Origin of the sequence: Staphylococcus sp. AntiMn-1 (assembly GCF_001663395.1) — a bacterium.
GTDB lineage: Bacteria > Bacillota > Bacilli > Staphylococcales > Staphylococcaceae > Staphylococcus > Staphylococcus equorum.
Window position 1 is genome coordinate 2,048,783 of record NZ_CP012968.1, and the last position, 19,421, is coordinate 2,068,203.

Annotated in this window: 19 protein-coding genes and 1 pseudogene; 9 read left to right on the plus strand and 11 right to left on the minus strand. The window is 34.4% G+C overall.

Translation table 11 applies throughout. The annotated features are described in order from the left end of the window. The first annotated feature begins 3 nt into the window (after nucleotides 1–3). The 4 genes from AOB58_RS09935 to AOB58_RS09950 all read left to right on the plus strand — a co-directional run bounded on the left by AOB58_RS09935 (nucleotide 4) and on the right by AOB58_RS09950 (nucleotide 3,090). Nucleotides 4–789 (plus strand): protein-ADP-ribose hydrolase, encoded by a 786-nt coding sequence (locus AOB58_RS09935; RefSeq protein ID WP_021338887.1) that lies wholly within the window; start codon nucleotides 4–6, stop codon nucleotides 787–789. Then, nucleotides 782–1,666: an SIR2 family NAD-dependent protein deacylase gene (locus AOB58_RS09940; RefSeq protein ID WP_002511630.1), complete on the plus strand. Its 885-nt coding sequence runs from the start codon at nucleotides 782–784 to the stop codon at nucleotides 1,664–1,666. Before AOB58_RS09935 ends, AOB58_RS09940 begins: the two co-directional genes overlap by 8 nt. Nucleotides 1,667–1,675: 9 nt before the next feature. Then, nucleotides 1,676–2,698, plus strand: a complete 1,023-nt coding sequence (locus AOB58_RS09945; protein WP_002511629.1) for a lipoate--protein ligase — start codon at nucleotides 1,676–1,678, stop codon at nucleotides 2,696–2,698. Nucleotides 2,699–2,889: 191 nt separating this feature from the next. Continuing rightward, nucleotides 2,890–3,090, plus strand: a complete 201-nt coding sequence (locus AOB58_RS09950; protein WP_002511628.1) for a hypothetical protein — start codon at nucleotides 2,890–2,892, stop codon at nucleotides 3,088–3,090. Nucleotides 3,091–3,172: 82 nt separating this feature from the next. Here AOB58_RS09950 and AOB58_RS09955 read toward each other — a convergent pair whose 3' ends face one another. Together AOB58_RS09955 and AOB58_RS09960 are read right to left on the minus strand one after the other, a co-directional pair. Next, nucleotides 3,173–3,505 carry a YflT domain-containing protein gene (locus tag AOB58_RS09955; protein ID WP_002506495.1) on the minus strand — a complete coding sequence of 111 codons (333 nt, stop codon included), beginning with the start codon at nucleotides 3,503–3,505 and terminating at the stop codon, nucleotides 3,173–3,175. A gap of 24 nt (nucleotides 3,506–3,529) precedes the next feature. Continuing rightward, nucleotides 3,530–3,955, minus strand: a complete 426-nt coding sequence (locus AOB58_RS09960; RefSeq protein WP_002506496.1) for a hypothetical protein — start codon at nucleotides 3,953–3,955, stop codon at nucleotides 3,530–3,532. A 247-nt stretch (nucleotides 3,956–4,202) separates the two neighbouring features. Here AOB58_RS09960 and AOB58_RS09965 point away from each other — a divergent pair, with 247 nt between their 5' ends. Beyond that, entirely contained in the window at nucleotides 4,203–5,192 is a 990-nt protein-coding gene (locus AOB58_RS09965) for a Gfo/Idh/MocA family protein (RefSeq protein ID WP_046466029.1), read from the plus strand. A 147-nt stretch (nucleotides 5,193–5,339) separates the two neighbouring features. On the opposite strand, the gene larC is transcribed toward AOB58_RS09965, so the two are convergent. The 6 genes and pseudogenes from larC to AOB58_RS09995 all read right to left on the minus strand — a co-directional run bounded on the left by larC (nucleotide 5,340) and on the right by AOB58_RS09995 (nucleotide 11,737). Beyond that, the gene (gene larC / locus AOB58_RS09970; RefSeq protein WP_046466028.1) at nucleotides 5,340–6,518 is read right to left on the minus strand and encodes a nickel pincer cofactor biosynthesis protein LarC; all 1,179 of its coding nucleotides are present in this window, start codon (nucleotides 6,516–6,518) and stop codon (nucleotides 5,340–5,342) included. Between the two features lie 16 nt (nucleotides 6,519–6,534). Then, nucleotides 6,535–7,293 carry a nickel pincer cofactor biosynthesis protein LarB gene (gene larB, locus AOB58_RS09975; protein ID WP_046466027.1) on the minus strand — a complete coding sequence of 253 codons (759 nt, stop codon included), beginning with the start codon at nucleotides 7,291–7,293 and terminating at the stop codon, nucleotides 6,535–6,537. 21 nt (nucleotides 7,294–7,314) lie between these two features. After that, nucleotides 7,315–8,139 (minus strand): ATP-dependent sacrificial sulfur transferase LarE, encoded by an 825-nt coding sequence (larE, locus tag AOB58_RS09980; RefSeq protein ID WP_021338882.1) that lies wholly within the window; start codon nucleotides 8,137–8,139, stop codon nucleotides 7,315–7,317. A 16-nt stretch (nucleotides 8,140–8,155) separates the two neighbouring features. Then, entirely contained in the window at nucleotides 8,156–9,418 is a 1,263-nt protein-coding gene (gene larA, locus AOB58_RS09985; protein ID WP_021338881.1) for a nickel-dependent lactate racemase, read from the minus strand. A gap of 2 nt (nucleotides 9,419–9,420) precedes the next feature. Beyond that, a pseudogene (locus tag AOB58_RS09990) lies at nucleotides 9,421–10,583 on the minus strand (2-keto-3-deoxygluconate permease). A gap of 23 nt (nucleotides 10,584–10,606) precedes the next feature. Continuing rightward, on the minus strand, nucleotides 10,607–11,737 hold the full coding sequence (locus AOB58_RS09995; protein WP_064783384.1) for a glycerate kinase: 1,131 nt from the start codon (nucleotides 11,735–11,737) through the stop codon (nucleotides 10,607–10,609). A 133-nt stretch (nucleotides 11,738–11,870) separates the two neighbouring features. On the opposite strand from AOB58_RS09995, the gene AOB58_RS10000 reads away from it, so the two are divergent. From AOB58_RS10000 to AOB58_RS10015, 4 genes are all read left to right on the plus strand, one after another. Beyond that, nucleotides 11,871–12,950, plus strand: coding sequence for a CdaR family transcriptional regulator (locus AOB58_RS10000; RefSeq protein ID WP_046466026.1), 1,080 nt, complete (start codon nucleotides 11,871–11,873; stop codon nucleotides 12,948–12,950). 1,126 nt (nucleotides 12,951–14,076) lie between these two features. Beyond that, nucleotides 14,077–16,710 (plus strand): pyruvate, phosphate dikinase, encoded by a 2,634-nt coding sequence (ppdK, locus tag AOB58_RS10005; protein WP_046466025.1) that lies wholly within the window; start codon nucleotides 14,077–14,079, stop codon nucleotides 16,708–16,710. Nucleotides 16,711–16,777: 67 nt separating this feature from the next. Then, a complete protein-coding gene (locus AOB58_RS10010) occupies nucleotides 16,778–17,518 on the plus strand; it encodes a pyruvate, water dikinase regulatory protein (RefSeq protein WP_230456596.1) in 741 nt (246 codons plus the stop codon). Between the two features lie 153 nt (nucleotides 17,519–17,671). Next, a complete protein-coding gene (locus tag AOB58_RS10015; RefSeq protein ID WP_046466024.1) occupies nucleotides 17,672–18,085 on the plus strand; it encodes a VOC family protein in 414 nt (137 codons plus the stop codon). Between the two features lie 47 nt (nucleotides 18,086–18,132). Here the strand turns inward: AOB58_RS10015 and AOB58_RS10020 are convergent, their stop codons facing one another. From AOB58_RS10020 to AOB58_RS10030, 3 genes are read right to left on the minus strand one after another with little or no spacing between them, the layout of a single operon-like run. Continuing rightward, entirely contained in the window at nucleotides 18,133–18,645 is a 513-nt protein-coding gene (locus tag AOB58_RS10020; protein ID WP_002506509.1) for a hypothetical protein, read from the minus strand. After that, nucleotides 18,635–19,162, minus strand: coding sequence for a hypothetical protein (locus tag AOB58_RS10025; RefSeq protein WP_021338875.1), 528 nt, complete (start codon nucleotides 19,160–19,162; stop codon nucleotides 18,635–18,637). The genes AOB58_RS10020 and AOB58_RS10025 overlap by 11 nt, the downstream gene beginning before the upstream one ends. Next, nucleotides 19,155–19,355, minus strand: coding sequence for a helix-turn-helix transcriptional regulator (locus AOB58_RS10030; RefSeq protein WP_002506511.1), 201 nt, complete (start codon nucleotides 19,353–19,355; stop codon nucleotides 19,155–19,157). The genes AOB58_RS10025 and AOB58_RS10030 overlap by 8 nt, the downstream gene beginning before the upstream one ends. Between the last annotated feature and the right edge of the window lie 66 nt (nucleotides 19,356–19,421).

Sequence of the window (19,421 nt, forward strand, 5' to 3'; positions counted from 1 at the left end):
ATTATGCAACAAACAGAACGTTTGGCGTATTTAATTGAGTATTTGTGGCAAGAAACACATGATGGCGCCATTGCAGACTTACCTGATAAGGAAGCAGAACGTTTCGAAACGTTTCGAGGGTTAGTAAATGTAAGGCCAGCAACACCGATTGAAGCTGATTTTATTGAGGTACAAGATGCATTTTTGAAAAATTACAATGCGCAACAAGTTACGTCGTTAACATCATTAACCCCATATCTCAATGACGATATATATTTATGGCAAGGTGATATCACGCAGCTTGAGGTAGACGCTATTGTAAATGCGGCTAACAGTAAGCTGTTAGGCTGTTTTGAGCCGAATCATAACTGTATTGATAATATCATTCATACTAAAGCAGGCGTCCAGTTGCGTTTAGCTTGTGCAGATTTAATAGATAAACAAGGTAGACGTGAAGGTGTTGGTAAAGCAAAAATCACCCCTGCTTATAACTTGCCTGCTCAATATGTCATTCATACAGTAGGACCACAAATTCGTAAGACACCGGTGTCACAAATGAACCGTGATTTACTTGCGCGCTCGTATCGAAGCTGTCTCGAACTTGCGGACCAGCAAAACTTATCAAGTATTGCTTTTTGTTGTATTTCAACAGGCGTATTTGGTTTCCCTCAAGATGAGGCTAGACAGATAGCAATTTCGACTGTAATGCAATATAAAAGAGAACATGATTCTGATATCACAGTGGTTTTCAATGTGTTTACAGATAAAGATGCTGCATTGTATAAGGAAGGACTGAAACATTATGACTGAATCAACTTGGGATGTCTTAAATACTAGTTATAATCGACAATCCGATATATTAGCAGATGCTTTAAATGAAGCGGACGCAGTTGTGGTTGGGATAGGTGCCGGTATGTCAGCGTCAGATGGTTTTACGTATATAGGTGAACGTTTCACACAAAATTTCCCGGATTTTATTAAAAAATACGGTTTCTTTGATATGCTACAAGCAAGCCTTCATACATTCGAAAGTTGGCAAGAATATTGGGCTTTTCAAAGTCGATTTGTTGCGCTGAATTATTTAGACCAACCTGTAGGAGCATCTTACACTGCGCTTAATCAAATTTTAAGTAATAAAGATTATCATATCATCACGACGAATGCAGATAATGCATTTGCGGTAGCTGATTTTGATTTGGATAAAGTTTTTCATATTCAAGGAGAGTATATCTTGTGGCAATGTAGTCAACATTGTCATGCGCAGACTTACCGTGATGATGCTGCAATACGTCAAATGATTGTAGAACAAGAGAATATGGAAGTACCACGAGAACTCTTGCCGCATTGTCCTGAATGTGATGCGCCCATGGAAATCAATAAACGAAAAGCACAAGTTGGTATGGTAGAGGATGCTGATTTTCATGCGCAGTTATCTCGCTATAATCAGTTCCTTGATGCACATAAAGAAGATAAAGTATTATATCTAGAAATAGGTATCGGCTATACGACACCACAATATGTGAAACAACCTTTTCAACGCATGACACGACATAATCCAAATGCTTTATTTATGACAATGAATAAGAAAGCATATCGTATTCCAGAAAATATTCGAGATAGAACAATACATCTAACCGAAGATATTTCAACACTCATAACTGAAGCCAACAAAAAATTAACTATATAGGAGAACAATATGTATTTAATTGAACCTATTCGCAATGGCGAATATATAACAGACGGTGCAGTTGCATTAGCGATGCAAATTCACGTTAGCCAAAATATATTTTTAAATGAGGATATCTTATTCCCGTATATCTGTGATCCAAAAGTGGAGATAGGTCGTTTTCAAAATACTGCGGTAGAAATTAACCAAGATTATTTAGATGAACATGGTATTCAAGTTGTTCGCCGTGATACAGGTGGTGGCGCAGTTTATGTAGACAGTGGTGCAGTGAATATGTGTTGTATTTTAGAAAAAGACGATACAATTTATGGTAATTTTAAACGCTTTTACGAACCAGGTATACATGCTTTACATCAACTGGGTGCAACAGAAGTTGTGCAAAGTGGACGTAATGATTTAGCCATTCACGATAAAAAAGTATCTGGTGCAGCAATGACTTTGATTAAGGGACGTATCTATGGTGGCTATTCTTTATTATTGGATGTAGATTATGAACCTATGGTTAAAGTATTGAAGCCGAATCGTAAAAAAATAGAATCCAAAGGTATTAAATCCGTAAGATCACGTGTAGGCAATATTCGTGAATATTTGGCACCGGAATATCAAAATGTAACGATCCATGAATTTAAAGATCTGATGGTTAAAGAGATTTTAGACATTGATGATATGAATGACGCAAAGCGTTACGAATTAACTGATGCTGATTGGGAAGCCGTTGATGAAATGTTAGCGTCAAAATATAAAAATTGGGAATGGAATTTTGGTGGTTCCCCACGCTATGAATATAATAGAGACGCGAGATTAGCGGCAGGCACGATTGATATCTCTCTTTCGGTAGAAAAAGGACGTATTTCAGCATGTCGTATTTATGGAGATTTTTTTGGACAAGGCGACATTAAAGACGTTGAAGAACAACTCAAAGGCGTACGTGTAGTCAAAGAGGATTTATTAAAAGCTTTAAGTGAAATAGACATTACATATTATTTCGGTAAAGCTACTGCAGAAGAATTAGTAGATGTAATATTAAGTTAATAAAAATTGATAATTAAGGCTGAGACATAAATTCATGTCTCAGCCTTAATTGTTACATTCACTTTCGTCACAACAATATTCAATGGTTTATAAATAGGTTGGTTATGTTTTCTTTGATTTGAAAAATACCTTAAGGGTAGAAGATGAAGAGACTCGAAATATAATCAGCTTTTACTTAAGGAGGTTGTAGCATGGATAAGCAACATATTAAAGAGGCTTTAAATAAGCATTCAGAAATAATTATCGAAACTATAGAACATGACCGCATTACTGTAAAGAAAATTGAAGATAATGACGATGAACAGTATTTACATGTATTGGAGCCTAAAGACCAAAAAGTAGAAATTGCTAAAATTACAGATCTTCAAGAAAATAACTTTAATCAATTATAATAAATATGTATAAAAGACCAATGTACCCCGCATCCTAATTAAAAGAATACGGGGTACATTGGTTTAGCTAAATAATTTAATTTTAGAGTACATTAGCTGCGCGTTGATCTGTAACAATGAGTAGTACATTACCTTGATCCATAAGTTCTTCGTAATCTTGCGCATCACTTTCAGAAACGCCAAGAATTTGTAACTTATCTCTTAGTTGGTCACCTTGGTTTTGTTCATCTTCGCCAACATCAGAACGATTGTAATCAATACCTGAGACCTCTGTATTTTTCACGATGCGTTCTGTATGATCTGCATCATGAGATAGAACATAAATATCTTTTGCATTAATTTTTTGATCTTTTAATGTGTTGATATTAATTTCAATGTCTTCATCATTTGAATAAGCTTTAACAATTGGTGTCATATACATACTCCTTTAACAATTGAATTATTTTATAATGCCACTATTTGTTTGTTCATTTTCATCAACCGTTTTAAGACGTGCGTAACGATCATGTGCGATATAAAATTTAGTGTGTTTAAGAGAAAAGTCATATAATTCTTCTCTTTTAATACCTTCAGGCATTTCAAATTCTGTTACGACTTTTTCTTCACTTTGATTTTCTACTTTTACGACTTGTTCAGGTTCAACATCTAATGTTTCTTTAGGATAAACCAAAGCAATTGTTGTTTTACTTTCTTTAACATCTTCTAAATTTTCTATTTTAAAAGCTTCGCTAATATAGTTTGCTACTCTTTTTTCGCGTTTACGTTTTCTTTTATTAACTGCAGCTTCTTTTTTATAATTTTTTCGGAAAATGAAATAAATAATTAAAACAATTACTATAAATATTAAAAAATAAAATATGGACACAAAAATGCCTCCTTTATTTAAAGAATATAAAAAATGATTTCATGTTATACCTTTATATTAATTGTATACCACTAGTGAGATTTTCAAAACAAAATACGAATTGTATCAAGACTGTGGATTTTGAATTACATGATGAATTCAAATATAATGATATATTGAATGGGTTTTAAAATAGCTATTAACAATTTAATATTGTACCAAGTGATAACGTAGCATAATTTAGATTAAGTGAGAAGGAGAGACCAACATGAAATTAGGTATCGTAGGCGCGGGCAAGATCGTCAAAGAAGCATTACCAGTGATGGAAGAAATTTCAGACATTGAGTTTCATAGTATTGTTTCAACAGGAAGAAATCCAGAAAATGTAGAAAGTTTACAGAAACAGTTTAATATTAAAACAATTTTTACGGATTATAATGAGTTCCTTCAAGATGAAGGTATAGAAACGATTTATTTAGCTGTACCAAATCATCTGCATTTTGATTATGCACGCAAAGCAATTGAGCAACAGAAACATGTAATATGTGAAAAACCATTTACTTTAACTAAAGAAGAATTAACAACATTAAAAGCATTGGCTGAAGCGAACAACGTTATTATTATCGAAGCTATTACTAACCTGTATTTGAGTAATTATGATGTGTTAAAACAATCAGTGAGTGAAATAGGTACATGTAAAATAGCCCAATTTAATTATTCACAGTACTCTTCAAGATATGATAATTTTAAAAAAGGCATTATTCAACCTGCTTTCGATCCTGAGAAGGGCGGAGGTGCACTCATGGATATCAATGTATACAATATCCATTTAGCAGTTGGACTCTTCGGGATGCCTAAAGGTGTTACTTATTTTGCTAACGTTAAAAATGATATTGATACATCTGGTATCTTAAATCTTGATTATGATGAAATGAAAGTTGTTTGTATTGGTGCAAAAGACTCTAGTTCTGACAATCAATCTTACATTCAAGGTGAAAATGCAACAATTCATATTAAAGGTCCAACAAATGAATTAAAAGCGTTTGATCTTACATTTAATGACGGTGGTACACAATCATATCAAGTTAACCAACAAAAACATCGTATGTATGAGGAATTTGTGAAGATGGTTCAGATTATTAATGATAAAAATTTCGATTTAGCAGAAGAAAAATTAGAGCATAGTATTCAAGTTATAGAAGTATTAGAACTTGCATTAGATAGTGCAAATATTAAAGTGGGTCCTTCATTAAAATAATTAAGCAATAAAAAATCCAGTACTTCACTTAAGTGTGAGTGCTGGATTTTATGTTGTCGATAGATTTTTAATTTTGGAGCAGTCTTTTGTGTGTGTTTTCCGAGGGTACAGCCTCAGCCTGTAGTCTTTAGCTCGTGATAGACTATTTTAATCTTCTATTTTAATGTGGTTATGAACTTCGTGCTGAATTTCATTGTATACAGTTGAGAAAGTTTTGCCGGATTGGATTGCTGCATTTTTTACATCTTCAAATTCTGGTTTCGCTTTGATAATTTTATTATCCATCATGCCTATTTTTACTAATATAGCACCATACTTTGTGTGAATTGTTTGAAACTGGCGATGGAGAATTTTGCGATTGACTGAATAACTTCTTACACCTAAAGAGCTTGTATTTTTAAGTATATAATTCTCAAAGTATTGTGCGTCATCAAATTTACTAATCACTGTAAGTTGTGTTGCGGGTCTACTTTTCTTCATCGTAATTGGAGTGAAGTAAGCATCTAGCGCACCGTCATCCAGTACTTGTTCGATAAAGAAACCGAGCATCTCTGGTGTCATATCATCAATCTGACACTCTATCACTTGGACTTGTGTTGGTGTGTTGTCTTTTACTGTATATTCAATTGTTCGTAAAATATTGGGGAAATCGAAATCTTTCGTACCACAACCATAACCGATTTGCTCCATGGTTACTGCAGGTAAAGGACCGATTTCCGAAACTAATGCTTTAATAAAACCAGCGCCAGTTGGTGTTGTCAATTCACTGTTAACATCAAAGGACGCAAGCGGGATACCTTTGAGTATTTCAGCAGTCGCTGGTGCAGGTACTGGATAGACACCGTGTGCGATATTGATTTTACCGTTACCAGTTGGGATAGGCGAGGCATAGAGTTCATCAATAGCTAAATCTTCTAGTGCAAGACATCCGCCAATAATATCAATGATAGAGTCCATAGCGCCAACTTCATGAAAGTGAACATCTTCAACAGACATACCGTGAATTTTAGCTTCTGCGTGTGCAATCACGTCAAATACCCGGAGGCTTCTTTCTTTCACTCTGCTTGGTAAGCTACTCTCTTTAATCATCTTAAAGATATCTGATGCTTTTCTATGATGGTGTGCTTCTTCGAAATCAATTTTAAGTGACATAGCTTGAATGCCTTGTTTGTTTTGAGTTGAGAAGTTAAGTTTGAAATGATTGAGCGGTAATGTTTTTAATTGTGTTTCAATAAAGGTGACATCTGCACCCAAATCTACAAGCGAAGACAATAGCATATCTCCAGCAATACCAGCATGACAATCAAGATAAATCGCTTTGGACATAATGTTTCACTCCGTTCTAAGCATTTTCAATCATATTTATAATCATTGCGGCATTATAGCCACCACCAAATCCATTATCGATGTTGAGTACGCTCGAGCCAGGTGCGCAAGAATTAACCATAGATAAGAGTGTGGTAACGCCATCTAAATTGGCGCCGTAACCAACACTCGTAGGTATTGAAAAGACTGGATGATCCACTAAGCCGGCAACGACGCTAGACAATGCACCTTCCATACCAGCAATAACTACGGACACCTTGCTTTGACGAATGTTTTCGATATGTGCAAAAAGCCGATGGATGCCAGAAACACCTACGTCATAAAAGCGTTGTACTGAAATACCCATAACTTCAGCTGTAATAGCCGCTTCTTCAGCTACAGGTAGGTCAGATGTACCCGCACAAATAATTGCTGCAAAATGTTCAGTTTTGTTAATTGTATTAACGGGTGTACAAACGATACGTGCTGTCTCATGGTATTCAAGTTGTGGATACTTAGCAATGACATTCTCTGCTTTAATTTGATCGATTCTAGTAATTAAGATGACTTCATTATGCTTTATTAAAGTGTGTACGATTTCGTCTAATTGGGTTACAGTTTTCCCTTCACCAAATATAACTTCAGGAAAGCCTTGTCGTTTTGTTCTGTGTAAATCAATTTTTGCGAAACCTAATTCATCATAATGACTTAATTTATCTTTGGCTTCTGTAATGGAAAGCTCGTTCTCTTTAACTGCTAGAAGTAATGACTCTATTGTGTCTTGGTTTTCAGTCATAGTTTCGCCACCTTTATTTTGTTAAATCTCATCTTGTGTATTGATGACTTCATTCATGCTGCCTGTACGATAACCTTCTAAATCAATGGTTACATAATCAAAACCAAGTTCTTTCAAGCGAAGTGTAATTTTATTTTTATATTGAATCACTACTGGGATATCTGTGTCGTCTACTTCTATTCTTGCGATATTATTATGATAGCGTACTCTGACATGATTAATGTTTAAGCTTAAAATGAATTTTTCAGCTTCATTTACTTTGTTAACCTTTGTGAAATTTAAAGGTTCACCATAAGGGATTCGAGAAGCCAAGCTACACAAAGCAGGCTTATTCCATACAGGGAGGTCATTGGATTTACTTAACGCTCTAATTTCAGATTTATATAATTCAATTTCTTGTAGCACACTTCTAACACCGAATTCAGTTCTTGCTTTGAGTCCAGGTCTGAAGTCATCTAAATCATCCATAATCATGCCGTCGATGACATAGTCAAAGTTGTAGTTTACTCTCAAGTCTTCAAGTTTTGAATATAATAAACGTTTACTGTAATACCAACTACTTGGTGTGTTTTCAACTATATTTGGATCTTTTAATTCTTCAATTTCAGTTTCTATCACATTGGCATTTAGTGATTCACCTAGATGCAGGGCTTGATCAAATTCTTCATTTCTAAATAACTCGGATTTTACAATAACTGCTTTTACATTATCAGTGCCGAGTACATCGATGGCTTTCTTTAATACAAAGCTGCTATCTACACCACCTGAAAACGCGACGATTACACGATTCATATCTTTTAATACACGTTCTAATTGTTGTTCTTTAGTTAATACTTTAGTTAACATAATGATTCCTCCTAAATTATGATTCTACGTATGGAATAGTAAGTGGTCCGAGTGGCATAACACCTATCGTCATATCTTTTCCATATTTATCTTCTAATGCTTTAAGTGTCTCATTTATATTATGCACTGGATGTAACATGGCATCTTTGGTTTGTTGGTCACTGAGTTTAGAATATAAATAAACATCAGCGAAAGTTTGAATCACGGCTTGTTTTTGTACTTGCCATTGGTCAAGCATCGCGAAGTTAGGATCACTGATCATGTCGACAAGCCCTTGAGGGGAGTCAGCCATTTTTAGTATCTCTGCATAATTACCATGATTAGGATAGCCATCGCTACATTCAGATAACATAATAATGGTGCCACCTTCTTTAACTACTTTATGTGCTGCACTCATGCCTTTAACTGTTTGATATAAGTTTTGATCTAAAGGATAGCCGGAGTTAGAAGCAATCACGACATCAAAACGCTCATCACACTTGAACATAGCATGTGCTTTGGCATATTCACACCCTTTATCATGTGCTTCATATAATTCACCAGCAAATACTTCGGTAATCGCTTTCTCTTTATTCAACGTGACGTTGAGCATAAAGTCTGGTTTACACATTGCATTGATTTCCCGGGTCATATTTTGAACAGGATTATCTTGCATATTGCCCCAAGTTGAACGTATATCGCCAATCATTTTAGCGTTATGGAAGGTCATAATTGTTTCTATGCCAGCAATACCAGGCATAATACCTTTAGGCCCACCAGAGAAGCCAGCGAAGAAGTGAGGTTCGATAAAACCGGTGACAATTTTAAAGTCAGATTCAACATAATCTTTGTTCAGGTATACATCACAACCATATTGACTATGGCCTACTTTTTTAAGCGTATCCTTATCATTACAATGATTATGTACAATTTTCACTTTGCTCACTATGTCTTCACCAAGCATTTGTACAAGTTCTTCTCGTGTTTGATCGCGATGTGTACCTGTACCATTGATAATCACAAAGTTTTCTAAAGGTACGTGGGCTAATGTTTCTATCAGTAATGGTACGAGAATGTGATTGGGTGTCGGTCGTGTGATGTCACTAATAACAATAGATACAGTTTGGTTAGCACTCACCATGTCTTGCAATGGTTCTGAGCCAATTGGATTATTTATGGCTGTACGTATTGCTGTTACATGATCTTCAAGTGGATCAATGTTTTTGGGTTCAATTAGAACGCTTTGCTCCGGCAAGTCAACTTCAACATTTGATTTGCCGTATAATATTGTAGTCTTCAAAGTTAATCCTCCTTTTTATTTAAAGCACTTTCATAATTAGCCGTATTTGTGGCTTGTTTTAACTTAGGAAATGCTTTGTGATCGTTTTTAAAATGTTCCTGAGTGCCATCAATGCCTTTGCGCTTCTGGTATTTATCTACCATGATAACAGCAATTGGACATAAAATCGCCGTAGTAATAGCAGAAACTGAAATTTGAGCTGTCGCGATAGGTGCTACTTTTTCTATCATAGCAAATTCACTTTGACTCAAATTACCACTAGCTAAAGCAGTTGAAGCGGCTGCGACAACTGCAGCAGGTGTAGAAACGGCGTTACCTGCAGTAGACGATTCTGAAATAGGACCGATGACACTTTTCTCTTTAAATAGTTTAAAGGCAATTACACCTGTCACAGCTGTACAGACAAATGTAAGCAATGCTAATGTGAGGCCACCAGATAATACTGAGAAATTAAAGAATTCAGCTAAATTCATTCCTGCTCCTAATGAAAAGGCAAAGAAGGGAATGAGTAATGATTCTCCTGGTCGTAAAAATTCTGCGATTTTAGGATCTAAGTTACCTAAGAGCATACCTATTGCGAGCGGTAATAACACAGAAACGAAAGAAATGACTGGAAAATTCGTACCGATAAATCCTAAAGATATTAATGTAAGTAAAGGACCATCATTAATAGCTAATATAGATAAACCACCGATATCAGAGCGGTTGCCATATGCACTTGTTAGCGCAGCATACATTCCGCTGTTACTATTGGTCATTGCTGCAATAATTGCTATTGTAGATAAACCGAATAACCCTGTCCATGGATCAAATATAGCGCCAAGTAATAGACCAACACCTAAACCCGAAAAATATTTCGTTGATGTTAATATCATACCTTTTTTCAATGCCTTGCCACCAATTTTTAAATTCATTTGACTTCCTACACAAAAGATAAATAAGGCTATTAAAACGAGCGCATTATCTTTAAATAAATCCTGAGAAAATCCCCAATTTGCAACATTTCATAATGACCTTCTTCAGTCTTTGGAGCGCCTAAAAATTTCAAACCATTCGTAATAAAATTCAAATGCAATTGATCAATCGTGTTGATTGCAGCGCCTAATAATAACGGAACAACCATCAAGCCACCAGGTACTTTTTCAATCGTATCTTTAATTCTCATAACGAAACATCCCCTTAATTATGCTAGTGGTTATGGAAAAATGTTCTTATGATGTTCTTAGTCGTTTTTTTTATTAATTTTTCCGAATTTGCTAACGTCTCTGCGAGTGACAATGGACCATCGGTTAAACTAAAAGCACTTACCACACCAACCTCATCAAATTGGTCTATATCTACTTCGATAGAGCCTCCGATAAAGATGACAGGGACATCAAATTGTTTCGCACATTTTGCGATGCCCATAGGTGTCTTACCATAAAAAGTTTGAAAATCAATTTTGCCTTCTCCAGTAATAACTAGATCTGCATTTGGTAAAAGCTGTTCTAATTGCGTATGTTTTATTACTACTTGAATACCATCTTCAAAATGACTAGGTAAAAATGCTTTGAAAGCACCTCCTAGTCCGCCAGCTGCACCAGCCCCTGGCAAATCATGAAGCCTCATATTCGTACTTCTTTCTACAAGATTTGCCCAATGCGTGAGATTGTCATCAAGTTGTTTAATATTATCTTCTGTGGCACCTTTTTGTTTACCAAAAACATGTGAAGCGCCGTCAGGACCTATTAAAGGATTTTGAACATCCGTCGCAATAATAAATTCACAATGTTTAATTCTAGTGTCGAAATGACTTAAGTCTATTTGCTTAATATGTTGCAAAGCACCTCCTCCAAAGGCGATATCTTTGCCGTTTTCATCTAATAGTTTGGCGCCTATAGCTTGTAACATACCTGCACCAGCATCATTTGTTGCAGAGCCGCCAATAGCTAAAATAAATTTTTTGTAACCTTTTTCTAAAGCGTCATAAATTAATTCGCCTGTGCCATAAGTCGTTGTTGTCATAGCATTTAAAGTGTCATCAGTTAAATGTTTTAGCCCAGAAGCTTCTGCCATTTCAATTACGCATGTGTCGTCACCGAGCACACCATATTGAGCAGTTACATGATTTCCAAGAGGACCTGTTACTGAAGCAGTATGAAAGCTTCCGTTTGTGGCATTCACTAGTGCTTCCATCGTACCTTCGCCGCCATCACCAACGGGTAAAGCATGTATGTCAGCTTGTGGATATACTTCTGTAATGCTGTCTGCCATATATTTTGAGACTTGGGTTGCTGTCATACTCCCTTTAAATGAATCCGGTGATAAAATGATTTTCACTTGTGAATCCTCCTTTGTAAACGCTTACTTTTGTTTATTATTTCATTGTATCGATTTTATTTTATTGAAAATAGAGTTAAACTATACAAATATAAAGCTATAATTTTGTATAAAAACGATAAGTGGTGAAAATATGAATATACTCACAGAGGAAATGGCAACATTAATTGTAGAAGAAACAGCTAAAAGAACACAGAGCAATATTAATATCATGAATTTTAACGGAGAAATCATAGCATCATTTGATAAAAAACGTGTAGGCACAATTCATGAAGGTGCACGTAAAGTATTAGAACGAGAAGAAACAGTTATATTATCAAAGGAAGATAGTGCGACATTAGAAGGAACACAACCAGGCGTAAATTTACCGATTATTTTTCAAGATAACATCGTCGGTGTGATTGGTATAACAGGTGATCCTGAAAAACTCACCCATGTATCAGATTTAGTGAAAATGTCTACGGAATTATTGCTATACCAAAATTATTTTACATACGAATTAGAGGGGAATATACGTAGTCAGGAGTTATTTATAGAAGAATTGCTGAAAAGTGAACCGTCAAAATCATTTATTCAACATTTGAGTAATCAACTTAATACTAATCTATTAACATTCGGCAAATGCATTATCATCAATATTGAAAAACAAATATTCTCTAAGAACAGCACCGTGCGTACATTAGCAAGTAAGATTGACCCTAGTTCTTTTGTCATTGCGTTTACGAATCATAACCGTATCGTAATTCTTGCTACTGATGAAGACCGATGTGCATTAGATGAGAAAATAAATCGAATTCATCAAATGTTTAAAGACTTACAATTAGAAGTGCATATGACCTCAAGTCTTATATTTACAAATTTAAATGATTTTAAAAAAGCATATGAAGAATGTGAGCTCGTATTTATGTTAAATGAGCAATCAGCACCACTTGTATCATTTGAAGAGGTAGAAGAAAAAACACTGTTATATCAAATCGACAGCGAAATTAGAGAACGATTCAAAAAAAGAATAATAGGAGATTTAGATGACCAAAGTATTGCAACATTGAAAATATTTTTTCATAATAATTTGAATATCTCGCAAACAGCAAAGCATTTATACATTCATAGAAATACACTGTTATATAGGTTAGAAAAATGTAAAACAGTTACAGGATTGAACCCTAAAAAGTATTCGGAGGCATTGAAATTACAAATTGCGATGTGGTGTTAAAGCGAGAATGGTTAGGTGTGATTTGAAAAGCAAATGATTATAAAATTTAGAATTTTGATATTTATCATGATTGAATTTTCAAATTGTAACGGGTGTAAAATATTAGAACTTCAATTTTTAGAAAATTATTAAAAACCACTTTACAAATTACACGAACAACAATATAATAAAATTAAGTTATTGCTAAATAATTCTATAAAATAAATAACAAAAATCTTTATAGATGCAAAACGTTTTGTTTTCAGTTTGAAATTTTGTTTTGGAAATGGCGCCATTATTGAGTTGTTAAGTAATAACTCACATCAATGTGTCATTGGTGTATTTCAAGATGAAGGAGCGTGAACAAGATATAGCCGAAATAAAAGTTATTGTTTAGAAAAGTATTTTGCAAAGCACGAAGCTATAAAATAAGTATTACACTACAGAGGAAGTAGCACCTTATTTTCAACTTAAAAGTTGAGCATATTCAAAACTAATAATTTCCACCTTTGTTACTCGCGACATAATTCAATTGCAAGTATACCTCTTTATCACTTTATCAAATGATTATATATTAAATATTCACCTACTTTAAAGCAGACATTTGGTCTGTAACATGTCATTTTGAATGATTGTAAATGCCACAAGTTATAAATGTTAGATTGTTTATATAGCACAAATCTATCTATTTAACTCACTTAATCTTTTAACATTTATCAATAAATAGAACCAGTTTATATCAAATGAAAATATTAAATAGATTAACTGTGCGTTTTATGATTGATAGAAATATAACATTTCATTGATGGTGATATGAAAGCTACCTATGAAGCAGGTTCCTTATATTGTAAGCATCATAGTTGCATAGTAAATTAAATGATATCTTACATTCAAATATGACGATAAACTGGTGAACATAAGAAGTTCCAAGCAATACATTAATAATGATTGCTTGGGCTTTTTTGTGTTTAAAGCAGCTACCATTTGTTTAAAGCAGCTACCATTTGTTTGAATCAGATGAATTTGTAATAAAGAAAAAATAAATATATTTTCCAAATTTTCAAATATTATAGTTGTTTTTTGCTTTTTAATATGACATACTCAATAACAATTAGTATAACGTATTTCAAAATAGGGGTGATTTAGTATGACAAAATATATTTATGCATTTGACGAAGGTCAAAAATCAATGAAAGATTTACTAGGTGGCAAAGGGGCCAATTTGGCTGAAATGAAACGCTTAGGGTTACCTGTTCCAGATGGTTTCACGCTTACAACTGAAGCGTGTATTGAATACTTGAAACATGGTTCTAAAGTGCCTGAAGCATTATCAGAACAATTGAATAGTCAATTAGCAGCATTTTCTCAACGTACAGAAAAATCATTTTCATCTGAGGAACAATTATTACTTGTTTCAGTACGTAGTGGAGCGAAAATATCTATGCCTGGTATGATGGATACAATTTTGAACTTAGGGCTAAATGATGATAATGTGAAAAAATTAGCAGCGAAAACAAATGATGCTCGTTTTGCTTATGACTGTTACCGTAGATTGTTACAAATGTTTGGTGAGGTCGTATATGGCATACCAATGAATGCATTTGATACATATTTTAATGCTTATAAAACGCAACATGAATATCAAAATGATGCTGATATTCCGGCAGAAGGGTTACAAGAAATTTGTGAACATTTTAAAGGTGTCTATTTAGATGAAGTATACAAACCATTTCCACAAGAACCATTTGATCAACTAACAGAAGCAATTGAAGCAGTATTCAAATCGTGGGATAACGATCGTGCTCGAGTCTACCGAGAATTAAATGAAATTCCACATGATATAGGTACTGCAGTTAATATTCAAGAAATGGTATTTGGCAATAGTGGCGAACGCAGTGGCACAGGTGTTGCGTTTACACGTAATCCTGTCACTGGAGAAGCGAAATTATTTGGTGAATATTTATTAAATGCACAAGGTGAAGATGTCGTAGCTGGTATACGTACACCTAAAGATATAGAATCATTAAAAGATCAAATGCCACATGTGCATCAACAATTTGTAGATGTATCGCAACGTTTAGAGACACATTATAAAGATATGCAAGATATAGAATTTACGATTGAGAATGAACAGCTCTATATTTTACAAACGCGTAATGGCAAACGTACAGCGAATGCAGCGATTCACATTGCAGTAGATTTAGTTGAAGAAGGTGTAATTACAAAAGAAGAAGCTGTGATGAATGTCGAAGTAAAATCGATTGATCAATTATTGCATCCTAATTTTGATAAAACAGCGCTAGATCATGCTTCAGTTATTTCTAAATTAGGCTTGCCAGCCAGTCCAGGTGCAGCGAGTGGAAAAATTGTCTTTTCAGCAGAAACAGCTAAAATACAATTTGAACAAGGTGAAAGTGTTATTTTAATGCGCCCTGAAACGTCACCTGAAGATATTGAAGGTATGGTCGCAAGTGAAGCAATTGTAACGACGCATGGCGGAATGACTTCTCACGCAGCAGTTGTAGCACGTGGTATGGGTAAATGCTGTGTTACAGGTTGTTCAGATTTAGAAATTAATGTTGTCGATAAAGTTGTAAATTATCCTGGTGGCACATTGCACGAAGGCGATATGATATCTGTTGATGGCGCTCAAGGGGACATCTATGTTGGAGAAGTTGAAACAATGAAAGCAGAAAGAAGTGAAGCTTTCGAACAGTTTATGGAATGGTCAGACGGTGTAGCAAAATTAGACGTACGTATGAATGCAGAAACGCCTCAAGATATCCAAGCTGGCTATCAATTTGGCGCAAAAGGCATTGGGCTTGTACGTACAGAGCATATGTTCTTTGGACCTGAACGTCTCGTTGAAATGCGTCGTTTCATTCTGTCAGATACACAAGATAAACGTATCGCAGCTTTAAATGAAATTAAACAATATCAAACAGCAGATTTTGAAGAAATATTAAAACTATCTGGAGAACGTCCGACAATTATTCGTTTATTAGATCCACCACTACATGAATTTTTACCAAAATCAACAGAAGAAAAATCATCTGTTGCTGGACAATTAAATGTACCAGTAAAAACATTAGAACAATATATAGAAAATTTAAACGAAGTGAATCCAATGCTTGGTCATAGAGGTTGTCGTTTAGCTATTACTTATCCTGAACTATATGTCATGCAAGTAGAAGCGATTATGGAAAGTGCATTAAGATTAAAAGTACAAGGTATTGATTGCCAACCAGAAATCATGATACCGCTTGTTTCAACTGTTGCAGAATTCACGACATTAAAGACACAAATCACTGAACGTATTGAAGTATTGCAGCAAGAAGCGGGAGAATCTGTAAATTACCTCATAGGTACAATGATTGAAACACCACGTGCTTGTCTAATTGTAGGAGATTTAGCAAAAGAATGTGATTTCTTTAGCTTTGGTACGAATGATTTAACACAGTTAACATTTGGTTTTTCACGTGACGATGCTGGGAAATTTATTGGTGCGTATTCTGAACAAGGCATCATAGATATTGATCCTTTCCAAACGTTAGATGTAGAAGGGGTAGGACAATTAGTTAAAGTAGCAACGGAACAAGCGAAAGCTGCCAATCCAACGCTTAAAATAGGGGTTTGTGGTGAACTTGGCGGTGACCATAAATCAATACAATACTTTAATAATTTAGATATCGATTATGTCTCATGCTCTCCGTATAGAGTGCCAGGCGCATTGCTTTCTACTGCGCAAAGTGAAGTTGAAGGTGGTCGATTACGTGTTTAATGATACACAAACACCACAACTCACTTTGTTCGTGGTATCAGATTCAATTGGTGAAACTGCACAACGTATGATTCACGCCACGTTAACTCAGTTTCCAGAAGTATCACAAATAGAGATTAAGAAGTTTCCATTTATTAAAAGTGAATCAGAATTAATTAATGTTTTGAAACGAGCAAAAGAACGAGGGGCAGTCGTTGTTACGACGTTAGTGAACCCAGAATTTAATATAGTAGGTCAAAAGTACGCACAAAATGAACAAATCCCTTATGTCGACTATATGTCAGATTTAATAGGGATTATTCAGCAGCTTACCAATTGTTCACCTATTCTTGAAAGTGGCGCTTTACGCAAATTAGATGAAAACTATTTTAAAAGAATTGAAGCAATGGAATACTCAGTGAAATATGATGATGGTAAGCATTTTACTGATATTGGCGAAGCGGATGCGCTCATCGTTGGAGTTTCTAGAACATCAAAGACACCTTTGAGTATGTATTTAGCGAATAAGGGTTATAAAGTAGCAAACATTCCTTTAGTACCAGAAGTTGATATACCAGATGAAGTCTTTAAATATAAGAAGTTGAAAGTATTTGGTTTAACTGCTAGTCCTAATTACATTTTGAATATTCGTAATGAACGTGTAAAAGTTTTAGGATTACATGGGCCTACAAATTACAATAGTATTGAACGTATCAGACAGGAGTTAGTATATGCTGAGGAAATTTTTGAAAAATTAAACGCGACTGTGATTAATACGGAATATAAATCTATCGAAGAATCTGCATTTTATATTGAAAAATTCTTGTAATAACATCTATTATTTTAGATTTTATAATCATGTTTCACAGCGAATGAAATATTTAAGACGTCGGTCAGTGTCTGTTTAAAAAGGTGGAGACTAGTTATGTGTGAGAGTGGGTACTGTTAAAGTGATATAAAATTTTTAATAAGGAGTGTCACTATGCTTAAAACAGTAATACCTTACTTGTTTTTTAACGGTACGTGTAAAGAAGCACTAGGTTTTTATAGTGAAATATTAAGTGGGACGACCAAAGGAATCATGACTTATGGCGAAGCGAATGAATCAGTTGCTGATGACCCGAATAGAATTATTCATAGTCAACTCGAGGTAGATGGTCAAATATTTATGCTGTCTGATATTCCGAAAGATGATGATACTATGTTACAAGATCGCAATGTCTATATTGTGTTAGAGTTTGAAAATAAAGCAGATATAGAGGAAGTTTATAACCGTCTCAAAGAGGGTGGAGAGGTACAGATGGAACTAGCAGATATGTTCTGGGGTGCTAAGTACGCTAAACTGGTAGATAAATATGATATTGGTTGGGATTTAAGTTATACTTTTCCGACATAGTATAAAACCACGTGCTCAATTATTTATGAGTACGTGGTTCTTTATATTTATTTATCCATATAGGCACGCGTAACCTTTCTGCGACCAAGGGTATAAACAAACAAGCCGGCTATAATGGCGCATCCAATAGAAATGAATAAGTTAGTCAGTATATCAGATTTCTCAGGAAGCATACTATGTATAATAAAAGGGAGAATATATTGATTAAAGTTTGCAATCAAGAACATCATTCCAGCAAAAATATAACTCCCATTACGCACTTTCTTCATCTCTTTTTTCAATGATTCTTCTGAATAAGCCTCTACTACATCTATTTTTTTGCTTCTAATAGCGATGATCATAATTAGAGATAATATCATAATTAAAGCAAAACCTAAAATACCTAAGATAGGTATACGGTGTAAGTAAAATTCTATCCATATATCTGCTACAGAAATAATCATGATGCCCCAAAATAGCCACACAAAATATTTAGCGTATTCATGAAGTAATTGCTGTCTTTCATATTCATCAGTAAACCTGAAGTTAGGAATTAAACGAAGTAACTTGTTATTTTCCATTATACGTCTCCTTTTGATCAATAAGTTTTACACGTGAATCTTTAGCAATTGTAAATACTGCAATAACTATTACAGGGAAAAATGTGTTTAAGTCAGTTAAACGTTCCATATTCAATGCGTTTCCTGCAAGCATTGGAGCAATGACTGAGTTAACAAGTAGTATATAAATGATTGCTACAATAAGAAATATAATTCTCTTATTACGTGAATTTTTTAATGTTTGATGATACGTTTCTTTATCAGTAACTTCTATTGTAAGGGCATCTGCTGCAAAATGACTCATAGACATCCTGCATGCCAATATAATTATCAATATGATACCGCCTATACTAAAAGGTGAAATAAATGAACGCTCAATATCAAAAAATATAGATAAGTAAAGTAAAGATAAGAATATGTATAGTGAAATAATTGAAAGTTTAGCAAGTAATTTGTCAATTTCATGTCTTTGATATTCATCGGGATAGTTCGTTGTTCCTGCAAATCTTTGATAAAGCCATTTATCTTTATTATTCATGATTATCATCTTCCCAAAATAAGTCATTTAAGGTGACATCTAATGCTTTAGCAATCTTTATACATAAATTAAGCGAGGGATTATATTTATCGTTTTCAATCATATTAATGGTTTGACGAGATACTTCTACTGAACGCGCAAGTGTGAGCTGTGACATGTTTTTAGCAGTACGAAAGTTTTTAACTTTATTCATAATAGATTTATTACCCTTCTTTAGTGTCAAATATATATTACATGTACAATATATATGACATGAGAG